Below are 14,212 nucleotides of genomic sequence, written 5' to 3'. Positions count from 1 at the left end.
TTCCTGCTCAGTCAAGCCATATTGTCTTCTCCTTAATAGAGCGCACTGGATGCTCTTCGCGCTTGATAGCAGGAAAACCTACATCGAGCAAAGCCACTATATGATCTTCTTCAGCAATCCCGAGCCAGCGCTTGACCTGAGGTGCATAGGCGGCATCACCTGTACGCCATATACAGGCTAATCCCAGCTCTTCGGCAACGAGCAGCATATTTTGTACGGCTGCCGCAGTTGCTTCGAGATCTTCAATATCCTGGACGCCAGCTCGCTCTGCGCGCACAGAGACGACAATGATGATTACTGGCGCCCGCAACGGCTTATTCCTGGCCTTATTCAAACGAGCCTGAGCCTTCTCGCTTGTCGTCTCAAGCAGTTGCTCGGCTAGAGCCTGTTGCATGATCTTACCAAGCTCGTGTCGAGCCTGGCCAAGGAGGACGAAAAAGCGCCAGGGTTCAGTAGTATGATGATTTGGGGCATAGACGGCAGCTTCTAACATCCTTTCGATTTGTTCGCGCGTCGGCACCTCTTCGGTCATTTTACCAATGCTACGGCGGCGCTTGATCGTCGCGAAAACGCTTGTGGTCTGTTCGCCATCAGCCATATTATTGTCTATAATGTGCTGTAACAAGTAATCCATCACTTTCTGATACAGGAAACTGGCAAGGCTGGCCTGTCTAATACACTATCGTTAGCACAGCTTGACATTCTCCAACCAACGCTATATATTGACCACATAATTAATATCCAAGCAAAATATATCATTACATTAACCAACTAGTCAATATCTTAAGAAGTGAAAAAGGATAGATCATGCCAGGGAAAAAAGTTGCGGAAGACCAACGCCGCCTGCAAATCATTGAGGCAGCTTTTACGGTAGCCAGTCGTGAAAATCTCGATCATTTGACTATCCGCAAAGTTGCCGACGAGGCCAACCTGAGTACAGGCCTGGTCTTCTTTCATTTTAAATCTAAGGATGCCTTGCTCATCGCGCTCTTAGATTGGCTGCTCGACGGCCTATTTGAAATGTGGGAGGCGCCAAAGAATCTACCGCCGCGTGAACGCCTATTGCTGCTATTAAGCCGCGATCTGCGCGATGCCTACTATGATAATCAGGCCGCAACAAAGCTTGAAGTATTTTTTGCCTTCTGGACCATGGGCTTGCATCATCCAGAGATTAAAGAGCATATTCGGCAGGCCATAGAGCGCGCCAAGCAAGTATTTTTTCCCACAGTTTGCGAGCTCTTACAAAATGAGCCGGAAAGATTCCCAGGGGTAACGGCAGAAGGATTAGTCACCGTTATACTTGGTATTGCGGAAGGCTGTGCGCTTGAAGCTCTCTTGACAGACGGCAAGGTAGACATTGAACAGATTCTCACGGCCCAACGGGCTCTGCTCAGCCGGTCAGGGTAAGCGCAGGCTGCACTTACCCTCTAGAGATCAGGCGCATTTTTATAAACCGGGCGGAATTTCTCCCGCCGTTTCTTGCGGAGCTGAATTTGCAGGTGCGACTACTTCTGGTGGCCAGATGAGCACTTCCTGACGTTGCGCATAGCGCAGCAATGGTCGCTCGACAGGGGAGGGAAGCGGAATATTGCTAGCGCTAGCCATTGTATTGAGTTCAAGCTCAGCATCAGCCAGTTGAAGAGACCAGGGGCGATGATGAATGTGGAGACGAAAGATATGCTCTTTTCGGGTTATGCTATAGAGGCAATAGCGCTCGGTTAACCAGTAATCGAGCGTGCCTGCCTTGGTAGAGCTCGCTGCCGAGGTTGGACGATAAGCCGCCACAAAATCAGCAGATGGAGCGCCGCTATGCGTACGATGGCTGCGGTAGTACATCATATCTCCCAGCAAGCGATACTCCATGCGTGCCTGAAAATAAGGCAAATAGGTCATAAAACGTGCGGCAGCAACCACCAGCGCACTGCCAGCATCCAGACTAAAGAAGTAAACTCCGGGAATTCCTTGCAAGCTCACATAGGTGCGCACATTCAACTCGGGAAACCTGGATATGCCGGGAACGGAAGGCACGCCGCGCGGGCGAACATAGGTCATATAAAACGGTACGATACTAATCCAGGCCTGCCCCTCGAAGGTATCCAGGGAGAGTTGAGACGGCACTAAAGGACGCACCATTTCAGGAGGAAGCGGCCAGTTAGCAAAGAGTAAGTGATGCCAGATCTGGGTCATTACCCACGGTCCGGCTGGCAGGGGGAAAGGACGATGCGCTGTTGTCCTAAGAATTTCTTCTGTATTCATATGCTCATCAATTCGTGCTGTTTCAAATAATCTCTTTTGCATATTTGCAGCTCACCGGTTTAGTATACCATACATATGGCTTCTCACATTAGAAGGGTTTTGTTCATCCTCCAGAAGCCTTTTTCACTCTTACGCCAGTTTCCTGATTCTGCTTATAATGTGATAATTCAGTGCTCAAGCTCAATTATCAGGTTTCACGATCGAACAAACCTGTGAAGAGCCAATCGAGTACTAATTGTATGCGCTTGCTCCCGGCAGGAAGGATTACGCCAGAGGTACGCTAGATGCCACAATAGCCAGGCTGGGAGACCGGTCAAGGTAATCGGATCTGCCTGAGCAACGCCTGTAGAGCGACCCAATAGCGCTAAGTGGCCTGGAGGTGCATTCTGTTTTCTCAACACGCTTGAGCAGATAAAGAGGTAACAACGCTGATCTTCCTCAAATTGCTGCCGTTTACGCAAAAGACTGTCTCCCATTTCAGTGACAAAGCGTGTTTTCTGAGAGGGAAAGATACGCAAGCCCGCAGACAGCCAGAGAGATGCAAATCATCACGAAAGTGAGGAAATAAGAGAGAATGGCTTTCGAGCAAAAAAAAGTCCAGAATGAGCATCCCGCACGACTGGGCATCTTGCAGGCTCGACCCACGTCAGTAAGCGCCAAAGCCTTTCCTGCTGGTTTACACCCACTTAAGTTGGATGATAAACGCGATGCGCTCTGCTATGTGCCTTCCACCCACAAGGCAAACACGCGAGCCCCACTGATAGTAATGTTACACGGCGCTGGCGGCACCGCCCATAACGGGCTAGCCCCTTTGCTTCCCCTTGCCGATAAACAGGGGCTGCTTTTGCTCGCTCCTGCCTCACGCTTGAGCACCTGGGATATGATTGTAGATAGCTATGGCCCCGATGTAAGCTTTCTGGACCAGGCTCTGACACAACTTTTTCAACGCTATCGAGTGGACGCAGGGCACCTGGCGCTTGGCGGCTTCTCCGATGGAGCCTCATACGCTCTCTCGTTAGGGCTCTCTAATGGAAATCTCTTCACTCACATTATTGCCTTCTCACCTGGCTTTATGAGACCAACCCAATATCAAGGCAAACCTTACGTTTATATATCTCATGGAAGATTCGATACGGTTCTCCCTATTGATCGCTGTAGCAGAGTGATCGTGCCCCGCTTGAAGCGTGAAGGATACGAGGTTAAGTATCACGAGTTCAATGGCATTCATACAATTCCATCTCCAATCGTTCATGAGGCAATTGACTGGTTCCTTGGGAAACATAGCCATGAATAGTCCTTAAGAGCTGCTCATTTTTGCGTTTGTTGACTGGCCACTGGCAGTTTTGCAGCACTTTTGCCTCCCATCAAGTATGCTGGCAGCAGAAATCACTTTTGCGACTATCAATTTATCTATAAGTACTGCTCTATAAGCAAGCTTACCTGTTTATTCTCCCCAAAATATATACTACGTACATAACTCTGCATACTTGTAGAAGGGAAAAGATAGCTAGAGAATTATTTACGCGTATAACAATATTTTCCCAAAAGGCTACATTCTCCACAGAGGAGGTTTGACAATTATGGTACTTATCATGGCCTCTCATATCCAACGCGTTGAAGAAATTGCGCAACGCTGGGAACAGCAAGGCATTCGTTATGTGATCTTTGAACTTGCCGATATGGGCGGAATGCCGCGTTCGAAGATTATTCCTTTTAGCCAGTGGAAACGCTACGCGATAGAAGGGCTGCGCATGATCGGCCTGATGGTCACTGTTGATAGTCGTTCCGACCTGGTTCCCGGGACCCATTATAGCGACGAGAAAAATTACGGCGATTCTATTCTTGTGCCAGACCTTTCCACCGCGCAGGTAGTGCCCTGGCTGCCTCACACGGCGCGCGTTATTTGCGATCCCTACTGGCCGGATGGAACACCGCTAGAGGCGGCTTCTCGCTTCGTTTTGCGCCGCGTACTCAAGCAGCTGGAAGATGAGGGCTATACAGCCTTGATGGCCCTGGAATACGAATTTTATCTCCTGAAAGATGCGGCTAGTCGAGAGCCTGTTTTTGAGAGATTGCACATCTTCAATAATCAAAGTAATTTTGCTGTACCTGTGCCTGCACGCATTATGGACATGCTGCCTCAGATGGGCATAGAGATCTTAACCTGTAATTGTGAATATGGACCAGGACTATATGAAATCACCTATGGTCCGCAGCGGGGCCTTCAGGCCGGCGACCAGGGTTTTACCTTTAAACAAGGGGTCAAAGCTATCGCCAGGGAACAAGGATATCACGCTACCTTTATGACCAAGCCCTTTCCCAATTACTCGGCCGCCGGCGCTCATCTACACCTTAGTCTTTACAACGAGCGCGAGGAAAACGTTCTGCTCGATAATAACGATGCTAACGGGCTCTCTACCATCGCCTACCATTTTATGCAAGGCATGATACAGCATGCGCCGGCAACGATGGCCCTTGTGGCTCCTACACCTAACTGCTTTCAGCGCTTTATCGAACATTCCTTCGCCCCGGTCAATGCAAGCTGGGGCCTTGATGATCGTACAGCCTTGATTCGTGCCAAAAACAGTCGCGATGAGAATACCCACCTGGAAAACAGGCTGCCTTGTGCCATGAGCAATCCATATCTTGCCCTCGCCGCCGTTCTCGCGGCTGGCCTCCTGGGATTAAAGGATGCGCAGAAACCGCCAGCCCTGGTAAGTCAGCCGGCCGGCGAGACCAAAGACTTCGCCGCCCTACCGGCAAATCTTGCTGAGGCCTTGCTTGCCCTGGAAGACAATAGTGCCTTGCGCGAGATACTGGGAGAAGAGTTCACTGAAATTTTTATCACAACCAAGCGCTACGAGCTCGCCCGCCAGACCGAGTACGTTGAGCAACAGGCAAAGGCTGCAGCTCTTAACTGGCAGTTGCACGAATATCTGGAAGACTACTAAAAACGTAATAGAGAAGGAATCACCTTTAGAGGGTGATTCCTTCTCTATTAGGATACTAAGCTTTAAATGCTCATTTTAAATGCTGTTTAGTAGCAGAAACCGGGATGGCAGGTAATGCATACTGAGGGGCATGTTCTCCAACTCAGACCTTGATCAGGAATAAGCTGTGCCTGCACCATAGGCTCTGTCTCTATACGTATGTCCAATTCAAAGTCGTTTTGCTCATCAGACTGCCAGGTTGATTCAGTAAGCTCTGCAGTTTCCAGCATAAAAAACCCTTTCCTTTCCGCGATAGAGAACAACCATAGTGCGAAATGCATATGCATCCTTGCCGGAATGCTTGACTTAGCGGTTCCTTCCTGAGCTGGCATTCAGGCACGCTTCCGCATGAATAGAGATAAATAGCTCAATACGTGGGTATACTTCACTGAACAGGAATAAACCCAGTTATCACTCCAGGAATGAAAAATAGCTTTAGCCGTCTTTGGGCCACAAGTAGCTAATCCATCTCTTGTCAAAGAGTATAACATAAAAAAAGCAAGTTCGTGGATTGGCCCTCTAGAGAAAACTATATTGCGTTAGTATATATGGATCTCAGCAAAAAGATAAGGCAAAAAATACAAGGAAGCGGAGAAGCCTAAACGAGTTTGGTACATATTGAGCTGAAGTAGCGCAATATGCAGTCTCTTCCCGCGTTTTAAGGCTTTATCCGCTTCCTTAGTCAATCCTTTGGGATAGCTTTTTTTATTTATTAAGCATTGGCATGTTGAGGCTGTTTCACAACGTAGAGGCCAAAACTTTGTCCCCACTGCTCGATATCGCGCTCATATTGCATACCAATTTTTTCAGCGATATGGATGGAGGCCTGATTGTCAGCCGGGATCAAGGAGATTAAACGGGGGAAACCTAATTGCTGCAGCCCATAATCTCTCAGCGCCTGCGTGCCTTCCAGGGCCAGGCCATGTTGCCAGTAGGGCTGAGCAAGCACATAAGCCAGTTCGATCTCTGGTTGCCCTTCTACCTCCTGGTTTAGCAGCCCACAATGCCCGATAAACTTCTGGTTCTCTTTAAGTAGCGTTGCAAAGAACGAATGCCCATAGATCTGGTATTCTTGTATATATCTGTTCAAAGCAAGCTGGACCTGAGAGCGGCTGCGGGGACCGCCCAGGAAGCGCATCACTTCGGGATCAGAATAAAGCGTTGTCATATCATCAAGGTCGGTGATCGTCAATGGTCGGAATAACAAATGCTCTGTCTCTAAAATAATCATAACTTCCTCACACTTAGCAAATTTTACCTTCTTCCCTTCCTAAGCCCACGCCAACTTCTCAATTATATACTCCCAACCTGGCAGTGACAAATGTGTTAATAAAGGTAATAAATTTCCACTTCTCTAGAGTGTGCCACCTGACGACTACGAAGCCCTCACCAATCCCGTTTTGGAGAACTGGAAAGCCCTGATGCGCACCCAAGCTTTTCCGCGTTCGGTTACAAGGCACAAAAGCCGAGCTGCCCCCATCATAGCCAAAATGGGAGAGCTGGCCGAAATTGCTAATCCCAGGTGGGATTTTTTTCTCTATCTTGATGAATGTATTATAATTAGATGGTTGGCTCAATGCATTAAACTGTGCGCACCTCAAAAAGCTCAAACAAATTTTTGTAAGGACAAATAACCTCGGTACAGCAGACGTAGAACCTCGTAGCGCATTTATAGCCAGAAATCGTAAGGACAAGCTTCGGCCCAAGTGTCTCTATCACGTGACCTGATGATGCGTCAAGCCAGGTGGATATATTCTCTAATAGAAGCGGGAGTCGCAAGAACGGCCCAGGCTAGCTGATGACATTTCGTGCAAGCATTGGTTGGCTACACAGCATACAAAGTTTAGCTATTGCTTGTATCTTCTGCCCCGCTAATAGTAGAGCTTCACCTGGCCTTAAACAAGAGAGGCAGGCGTGCATAATGACAGATATGCTTCCTAAACGACCGCTAGGGATCACAATTGTTGCTATTCTCATGATTGTACAGGGTATTGCGTCCATTATCTTTAGCCTGATCTTTTTGCTACAATCGGCCCAGGCCATGTATGCATTCTACGGAAATGGGGAAGGTGTTTTGTCTAACGCCCTCCTGGGCTGCATTTTTGTGATCATAGGAGTGGTCTCCTTTTTCGTGGCCTGGGGACTGTGGAAGCTCCAATTCTGGGCTTATTGGGCAACAATTGGACTTGAAATCATCGGCTTCCTGGCAGGTATCGCAGAAATAGCGACCTCTTCCACTCCCTTATGGACGATCATTGGAGATGTAATTCTCACCGCCGCCATCCTGATCTACTTCTTTGTTGATGCTAATGTACGTGCCACCTTGCAGCCATACCGCGTACCGGAGCAGGGGCTCTAAAACCTGCTGGACAGCCACACTGGAACAAAGCATTGAGCAACTGATTTGTTGAAGGTCTCTCCACTGGACGGCAGGCCTTCAAACTTTTTCGGCAGTAGCAGCGTCCCTTACTTCATAGCAAGCACGCTCAAGAGCCAGCCAGCATTTCACAGATTCGGGCAAAGTTAAACGAAACTTTGTGTTTATTTAACACGCCTCTTAACACTTATGCGCTATAAAGTTACTATATTTGCTTACTCTGGCAAAAAATCAATCTCTTCAATAGAAAGGGATATATCTATGAGAGAAAGGCTTGAAGAAGTGGTCCCGCAATGGCAACATGCCCTCTCAGAACCGCTGGGCATTCATCCTAGCGCGCGCCTCATTGAGAGCACCTGCGGCGATTGGACGGCCATCGGCGCGGGGTCGGTTATTCAAGAAACAAGCATCGGTGATTATTCCTACACCGGTGATAGCGTGGAAATTAACTACGCGACTATTGGTAAGTTCTGCTCAATTGCCTCGCACGTCTGCATCAATCCCGGTAATCATCCAATGGAGCGGGTAATGCAGCATCATGCAACCTATCGGCGGGTCAGTTATGGCTTTGCCCCCACCGATGATGAAAGTATTTTCGAGCGCCGCCGTGCTCAGCACGTAACTATCGGTCACGATGTATGGATTGGGCGCAACGCCATCATCCTACCCGGTAATACCATCGGCACGGGAGCGGTCATCGGCGCAGGCGCGGTAGTGACTCACGATATTGATCCTTACACGATTGCTGTAGGCGTCCCGGCGCGTCCCTTGCGCGCCCGCTTTCCCCAAGAGATAGCCGCCCAACTGCTCAAAATTGCCTGGTGGGATTGGCCACGCGAGCTCCTGGTAGAGCGTTTCTCTGACTTCAACGATCTGCCGGCATTTCTTGCCAGATATAGTGAAGCCCTGCCCGAGAGCTAAAAGCCCTCCCTTCTCATACACAGCATATCGCCAATCAGCTCCTTGACCTAACACGAGTTTGCGGTGACCGGCCTGGCAGAGATAGCCGGCTCAGCGCAAAAGCTGTGTCATCTTTTGCCCGGATCGGACGTGCTAAGAAAAGCAGGTACAACAAATCAGGGAATAGCTACGCGCTCTATTTTCTACTCTTTCGCTAGAAAAGTGGCGGCCAGGAACGCTGGAATCGCCAAAAGATGGCCGGCTTCAAGTACGAAAGGAGCTTTAATCTATGACAACAAACGTAATGCCCACGCCAAATGCCAGCTGGGTTGATACGCCCCCAATAAGCCCACCATTGCGCCGAGCCAACGGACGCCTCCTTACCCGAATGTCCTGGCTTGATAAGCTATCCAATCCATTGCAAAAATGGCTGCATAAGGTGTACGGCCAGCCCGGCCAACCCAGTTATAAGATTAAGGATTGGCTCAATGGCGTCTGGCTGGGCCATACCCTGCATCCGGTGCTTGTCGATATTCCGCTAGGAGCCTGGATGGTTTCTACAATGTTTGATCTCTGCTGGCTTGGCAACAATGATCGCGTATACGAGCGTGGAGCGGATATGGCGCTGTGGCTTGGCCTGGCGGGAGCTACCGGAGCTGCGGCAAGCGGTCTCACGCAATGGGCCGACACAGATGGGCCCGAACGGCGAACAGGCATGCTGCACGGTTTACTCAACGGAGGTATTACCGTGCTTAACCTGACCTCTGCCCTGCTCAGGCTGGGAGGCCAGCGCCGCACTGCAATTACGCTATCGACAACTGCTTACGCAGTCGCTCTCTATTCGGCCTATCTGGGCGGAGAACTCGCCTACTCTTCAGGTGTGGGAGCCAACCATGTTGCCTGGGAAGGCGGCTCCGACGATTTCGTGGCGGTTATGGATGAGAAGGATTTAGCTCCTGGCAAGCTAACGCGCGTCGATGCTGCTGGCATTCCCGCAGTTCTCTACAAGGATGGCTCAAGCATTTATGCGCTTGCCGCGACCTGCTCACATATGGGCGGACCGCTGGATGAGGGACGCTGCGAGAAGGGAGTTGTCTATTGCCCCTGGCATAACTCAGGCTTCAATCTACAGGATGGTAGCGTAGCCAACAGCCCGGCTGTCTATGCTCAACCTACGTTTGCTGTGCGCACACGCAATGGCAAGATTGAGTTACGACGCCTTGAGCACGCATAATTCTACGGAGCTCATCTATCAAGGTTATGGCTTATCCTTTCCGACAGCTCAGAGAGTGTTGAGCGGGCAGCCATAACCTGAAACCTAAATTTATAGCAGGCCAGTAAATACCTTCCTCAAGGAGGTAACTACGCTCGGTAGTGGCAGACTCCTTTTACAAAATGCGTAAAAAGAGTCTGCCCATTGAAAAGGGAGTAACTACATTTTCAAGCTGTGGGCTGCTTCTATCCTGGCTGGGACAATTCTCACAAGTCGGGACAAGGGAAGTGGAAGGTTGAATTAGCAACCAGAGAGGCTATAGCAGACACAGGCATACCCGCATGATTTGCATGATTTACAGTTAATATTATACTTTCCACAAAGCAGCCACCAACCAGCCAGATATCTGGCGGCCATAGTATTCTTCCCTCGATAATAAGGTCAGATTTAAAACTGTCCATTTGAGCGATACCAGCAAGCTCCCCATAGGATATAGTTAGGAACATGTGACTCACATCCATACCTGATGACATGGCACATTCCACGTCTTTTAATCTGACTTATGATAAGATACTACACATTATGAATTAGAATAGGGGAGTAATTGATGAGGACGGAGAGCATGAAAGAAAATACTGTTATTGTGCAGGGACGGGGGCAGATTCTGATTGGACTTATGCTAACGATGGCGCTCTCAGCTATGGATAGTTCTATTGTAGCAACTGTAGTGCCTTCTATTGTTAGAGATCTGAGTGGCTTCTCGCTTTTTCCCTGGGTCTTCTCGATCTATATGCTGACCAGCACAGTAGCTAATCCTATTTATGGTAAGCTAGCCGATCTCTACGGCCGCAAGCCATTACTGATTATTGGCACTATCATCTTTCTTGTTGGCTCCATGCTCTGCGGCCTCTCCTGGAGTATGGTCTCGCTTATCGTTTTTCGCGGTATCCAGGGCATTGGGGCCGGCTCTATCCAGACGCTCAGTAGCACAGTCGTGGGCGATATCTATACGATAGAAGAGCGTGGACGTATTCAAGGTTGGCTCAGCAGTGTATGGGGCATCAGTGCCATTATTGGTCCCGCCCTGGGAGGGCTTTTTGCCCAATATGCCTCCTGGCGCTGGATCTTCTACATTAATATCCCTATCGGTATTTTAGCGCTCTTGATGATCAGCTTGCGCCTCAACGAAAAAGTCGAGAGACGTCGGCAGCGCATAGACGTGCTCGGAGCCCTCTTACTAGTACTGGGCACAGGTCTTTTGATCTTCGGTTTGCTTGAAGGCGGAGTAAGCTGGGACTGGATTTCCGTACCGAGTCTTGTGGTTTTTGTGATTGCCCTACTTATGCTTGTGGCCTTCGGCTGGTGGGAAAATCGTGTCGAGAATCCGATCGTGCCACTATGGGTCTTTAGCCGCCGCATCCTCTCAGGAGCAAATCTGGCTGCGGGCATAGCTGGCGTACTAACGCTGGGTCTGACAACCTTCTTGCCCACTTTCGCTCAGGGCGTGCTTGGCTTCAGCCCGACACTCTCGGGTCTTGTGCTAGCCACAATGTCTATCGGCTGGCCCCTGGCCTCATCGTTCTCTGCTCGTCTGTATCTCAGGATTGGCTTCCGCGATACAGCCTTGATCGGTATGGCCTTCTGTCTCATTTCTGGCATCTACTTCGTATTCCTGCCCGAAAAAGCTTCAGCGCTTATCGTAGCGCTCGGCAGCTTTATCATGGGTATCGGCCTGGGCCTGTCGACAACCGCCACGCTGGTAGGTGTACAATCGGTTGTTGAATGGAACAGGCGCGGTGTAGTTACAGCTTCGAATATGTTTACACGTTCATTAGGAAGTACGCTAGGTACAGCTGTCTTTGGCAGCATCTCAAACTCAGTGCTTGCCGCCTGGATACTGCATGCTCCCGGACAGATTAAGAGCCAGATCCCTCCGACAATTAATGACGTTACCGATATATTGGGTCCGGCCAGCCATTTTAGTGCGCAAGTTATCGCCTACGTACGCGATGGGCTCAACTTCGCAACGCATAACATCTTCTGGGGCATGGTTGTAGCGGCAATCCTGGGTCTGCTGCTTTTACTCATCACGCCTCGCCATTTCAAGAAGCTACATTTTGCCGAGGATGATGTGCAAACCCAGGCTGATGTCTCCATCTAGCCGCTAAATCCATACATACATACCTATCAACTGTCTTTCTCATCTAATTTGCCAGCAGAAGAAGCGGTCACTCACGCATAGAGCGATCGCTTCTTTTCTCAGCTACCGAGCTCCTCTTCTCCTTTAGACTTCTCCACAATCTGCCGATATCGTACTATGCACCACGCATCCTCTGTGCATTCAACTGCCCGTTTTTGCGTCTCCTGTAAAGCGAAGGGAAACATTGTCAGCTTTTGCCTTAACCCCTTGACAAATTTGACTTTCGAGTATAAATTTAGAACTGGAAAGTCATTTTAGAGTGAAAAGAATAGTGTGAGCCTGAAAAGGCTCAAATCCCTTGTAAGGAGGATGATCAGCCGATGCCAGCACGTACTCCTGAGCGTTCGCTCCGCGAGACGCTACGCCAGAAGCGAGCCGAATTCATCCTGGAAACAGCCGAAGAAGTCATTATCGAGAAGGGATACCATGCTGCCTCTATGGATGAGATCGCTGAGCGAGCTGGCGTCTCTAAAGGAACGCTCTATCAGCACTTCTCTACCAAAGACGAGCTCATTTTTGCGCTCATCGAGCAAAGAAGCCGGCAGTTTGGGCAGTTGATCGAGCAGGTTGACGCCGCTCCTATCTCGGCACAGGATAAACTTGAGCGTATTCTATACGCTATCCACGTAGAGCAGCAATTGCTTAGTCCTCAGCTTCTGCATCTATTGAGCCATGAAGAAGAGCTACGGCGTAAGATTTTAGAGCGCAGACAGCTATGGAAGGAGCTGCGCGAGCAGATTATGAACCAGCTCACGGCTATTCTGGATGAAGGGAAAGCTGAAGGGGTTTTTGATCCCGAGATGGCTACGGGTCTGATGCTCTATTCATTTGTCCAACTGCTCGCACTCAGGGGTCAAGAGCAACGCTTTGCCCTGGATCATCTTACAGCAGAGGAAGCTGTCGAGCAGATAGGTCGTCTCTTCTTCGCTGGCATCAAGCGCAAATCATAGGCAGGGTCTTACACGCAAATTTTCCAGCATTGAATTTAATGAATGTTATCAGCCGGTAATCAATAGAGAGGAAGCCCATCTTATGCTGCATACATTACATTCGTTACAGGATGTTGGCCAACACTACCAATGGCTCCAACAGATGCGAGAAACCCAGCCGGTCTGGCTGGATGAAAGCAGCGGTTGCTGGCATGTCTTCCGCTATACAGATGTCCATCGCGTCATTACAGATTATTCACTTTTCTCTGCAGAAAGGAATTTGCGCGCAAGAAAAAGTAGTGTCTCCGGCAGAAAACGAGGGCGCAGCCTGCTGGTTATGGACCCGCCTGATCATCGACAATACCGGGGTCTCGTCTCGTCTGCCTTTACCCCAAAGGCCCTGGCGCGCCTCTCCGGGCGAATTGCCGCTATCACCCAGGAGCTGCTCAACGAGATCCGCCCAAAGGGTAGGGTAGATCTGGTAAGCGATTTTGCTAATCCATTGCCTACCACAGTCATTGCCGAAATGCTGGGAGTGCCAACCTCCGATCGCCCTCTCTTCAAGACCTGGGCCGATGCTCTACTCAGCCGGCAGGTGAAAGATAGCGAGTTTTTTAAGTCTGACGAACGGCAAGAAGATCAAGCTTTAGACAAGACCTTTGATGAAATGTCAGACTACTTTGAGCAATTGCTTGAAGAGCGCCGCCGTCACCCGCAGGTAGACATGATGAGCGATCTGCTGGCTGCTGAAGTAGACGGCGAGCATTTGAGCCTTGAGGATACGATCAGCTTCTGTATCGTCCTCTTAATAGCGGGCCATGTTACCACAACAAGCCTGTTAGGCCAGGCCGTACGTTGCTTCAATGAACATCCCGAGGCGCTGGCCCAATTACGGGCTCAGCCTGAGCTTATGCCTAACGCGATTGAGGAGGTTTTGCGCTATGCTTCGCCGGCCTGGCGCCTCGGCCGCATGACGAAAACCGAGGTCACGCTAGGAGATGTTACTATTCCAGCGGGAGCATTCATCTTTGCCTGGCTGGCCTCGGCAAATCGCGACGCAGAGCAATTCCCTGATCCTGACCGTTTTGATATTACACGCACGCCCAATAAACACGTAGCCTTTGGGCATGGCATCCATTTTTGTATTGGTGCCCCATTATCGCGCATGGAAGCCTCTATTGCTTTGCCTATGTTATTGGAGCAATTGCCAGGGCTACGTATCTCAAGCGAGGAGCCGTTAGAGCTCTTCCAGGGGACCGGCTTGTTCGGCTTCAAGCACTTACCAGTGGTTTTTATACCCTCTGAACAAAAGGAGATGATCTTACAGAGCTAAAAGCGGCTCTGGGA

Annotated in this window: 12 protein-coding genes; 9 read left to right on the top strand and 3 right to left on the bottom strand. The window is 49.7% G+C overall.

The annotated features are described in order from the left end of the window. Positions 1–7 precede the first annotated feature (7 nt). Complete coding sequence (locus EPA93_RS11110) at positions 8–625, bottom strand: nitroreductase family protein (protein WP_242527372.1); 618 nt, start codon at positions 623–625, stop codon at positions 8–10. 182 nt (positions 626–807) lie between these two features. Between EPA93_RS11110 and EPA93_RS11105 the strand changes: the two genes are divergently transcribed. Continuing rightward, a complete protein-coding gene (locus EPA93_RS11105) occupies positions 808–1,407 on the top strand; it encodes a TetR/AcrR family transcriptional regulator (RefSeq protein WP_129887395.1) in 600 nt (199 codons plus the stop codon). A gap of 39 nt (positions 1,408–1,446) precedes the next feature. Here EPA93_RS11105 and EPA93_RS11100 read toward each other — a convergent pair whose 3' ends face one another. After that, complete coding sequence (locus tag EPA93_RS11100) at positions 1,447–2,256, bottom strand: YqjF family protein (RefSeq protein ID WP_129887393.1); 810 nt, start codon at positions 2,254–2,256, stop codon at positions 1,447–1,449. A 574-nt stretch (positions 2,257–2,830) separates the two neighbouring features. Between EPA93_RS11100 and EPA93_RS11095 the strand changes: the two genes are divergently transcribed. Further along, entirely contained in the window at positions 2,831–3,550 is a 720-nt protein-coding gene (locus EPA93_RS11095; RefSeq protein WP_129887391.1) for an alpha/beta hydrolase, read from the top strand. 286 nt (positions 3,551–3,836) lie between these two features. After that, the gene (locus tag EPA93_RS11090) at positions 3,837–5,207 is read left to right on the top strand and encodes a glutamine synthetase family protein (protein WP_129887389.1); all 1,371 of its coding nucleotides are present in this window, start codon (positions 3,837–3,839) and stop codon (positions 5,205–5,207) included. Between the two features lie 751 nt (positions 5,208–5,958). Here the strand turns inward: EPA93_RS11090 and EPA93_RS11080 are convergent. Next, positions 5,959–6,477 carry a GNAT family N-acetyltransferase gene (locus EPA93_RS11080; protein WP_129887385.1) on the bottom strand — a complete coding sequence of 173 codons (519 nt, stop codon included), beginning with the start codon at positions 6,475–6,477 and terminating at the stop codon, positions 5,959–5,961. Between the two features lie 690 nt (positions 6,478–7,167). Between EPA93_RS11080 and EPA93_RS11075 the strand changes: the two genes are divergently transcribed. The 6 genes from EPA93_RS11075 to EPA93_RS11050 all read left to right on the top strand — a co-directional run bounded on the left by EPA93_RS11075 (position 7,168) and on the right by EPA93_RS11050 (position 14,198). Next, complete coding sequence (locus EPA93_RS11075) at positions 7,168–7,605, top strand: hypothetical protein (RefSeq protein WP_129887383.1); 438 nt, start codon at positions 7,168–7,170, stop codon at positions 7,603–7,605. A 279-nt stretch (positions 7,606–7,884) separates the two neighbouring features. After that, entirely contained in the window at positions 7,885–8,544 is a 660-nt protein-coding gene (locus EPA93_RS11070) for a DapH/DapD/GlmU-related protein (protein WP_129887381.1), read from the top strand. 268 nt (positions 8,545–8,812) lie between these two features. Then, positions 8,813–9,757, top strand: coding sequence for a Rieske (2Fe-2S) protein (locus EPA93_RS11065; RefSeq protein WP_129887379.1), 945 nt, complete (start codon positions 8,813–8,815; stop codon positions 9,755–9,757). A gap of 601 nt (positions 9,758–10,358) precedes the next feature. Beyond that, positions 10,359–11,897 carry an MDR family MFS transporter gene (locus tag EPA93_RS11060; protein ID WP_207229509.1) on the top strand — a complete coding sequence of 513 codons (1,539 nt, stop codon included), beginning with the start codon at positions 10,359–10,361 and terminating at the stop codon, positions 11,895–11,897. A 359-nt stretch (positions 11,898–12,256) separates the two neighbouring features. After that, positions 12,257–12,886 (top strand): TetR/AcrR family transcriptional regulator, encoded by a 630-nt coding sequence (locus EPA93_RS11055; protein WP_129887377.1) that lies wholly within the window; start codon positions 12,257–12,259, stop codon positions 12,884–12,886. Positions 12,887–12,968: 82 nt separating this feature from the next. Continuing rightward, positions 12,969–14,198, top strand: a complete 1,230-nt coding sequence (locus EPA93_RS11050; RefSeq protein ID WP_129887375.1) for a cytochrome P450 — start codon at positions 12,969–12,971, stop codon at positions 14,196–14,198. Positions 14,199–14,212: the final 14 nt, after the last annotated feature.

Source organism: Ktedonosporobacter rubrisoli, from assembly GCF_004208415.1.
Taxonomy (GTDB): Bacteria; Chloroflexota; Ktedonobacteria; order Ktedonobacterales; family Ktedonobacteraceae; genus Ktedonosporobacter; species Ktedonosporobacter rubrisoli.
Note: the sequence above shows the minus strand (reverse complement) of the source record. Positions and strands in the feature narration are given on the sequence as shown.

Coding starts and splice junctions, on each gene's coding strand:
- EPA93_RS11100 (WP_129887393.1), bottom strand. CDS start 2,256: ATGAATACAGAAGAAATTCTTAGGACAACAGCGCATCGTCCTTTCCCC.
- EPA93_RS11080 (WP_129887385.1), bottom strand. CDS start 6,477: ATGATTATTTTAGAGACAGAGCATTTGTTATTCCGACCATTGACGATC.
- EPA93_RS11065 (WP_129887379.1), top strand. CDS start 8,813: ATGACAACAAACGTAATGCCCACGCCAAATGCCAGCTGGGTTGATACG.
- EPA93_RS11090 (WP_129887389.1), top strand. CDS start 3,837: ATGGTACTTATCATGGCCTCTCATATCCAACGCGTTGAAGAAATTGCG.
- EPA93_RS11105 (WP_129887395.1), top strand. CDS start 808: ATGCCAGGGAAAAAAGTTGCGGAAGACCAACGCCGCCTGCAAATCATT.
- EPA93_RS11060 (WP_207229509.1), top strand. CDS start 10,359: ATGAAAGAAAATACTGTTATTGTGCAGGGACGGGGGCAGATTCTGATT.
- EPA93_RS11055 (WP_129887377.1), top strand. CDS start 12,257: ATGCCAGCACGTACTCCTGAGCGTTCGCTCCGCGAGACGCTACGCCAG.
- EPA93_RS11075 (WP_129887383.1), top strand. CDS start 7,168: ATGACAGATATGCTTCCTAAACGACCGCTAGGGATCACAATTGTTGCT.
- EPA93_RS11070 (WP_129887381.1), top strand. CDS start 7,885: ATGAGAGAAAGGCTTGAAGAAGTGGTCCCGCAATGGCAACATGCCCTC.
- EPA93_RS11050 (WP_129887375.1), top strand. CDS start 12,969: ATGCTGCATACATTACATTCGTTACAGGATGTTGGCCAACACTACCAA.
- EPA93_RS11095 (WP_129887391.1), top strand. CDS start 2,831: ATGGCTTTCGAGCAAAAAAAAGTCCAGAATGAGCATCCCGCACGACTG.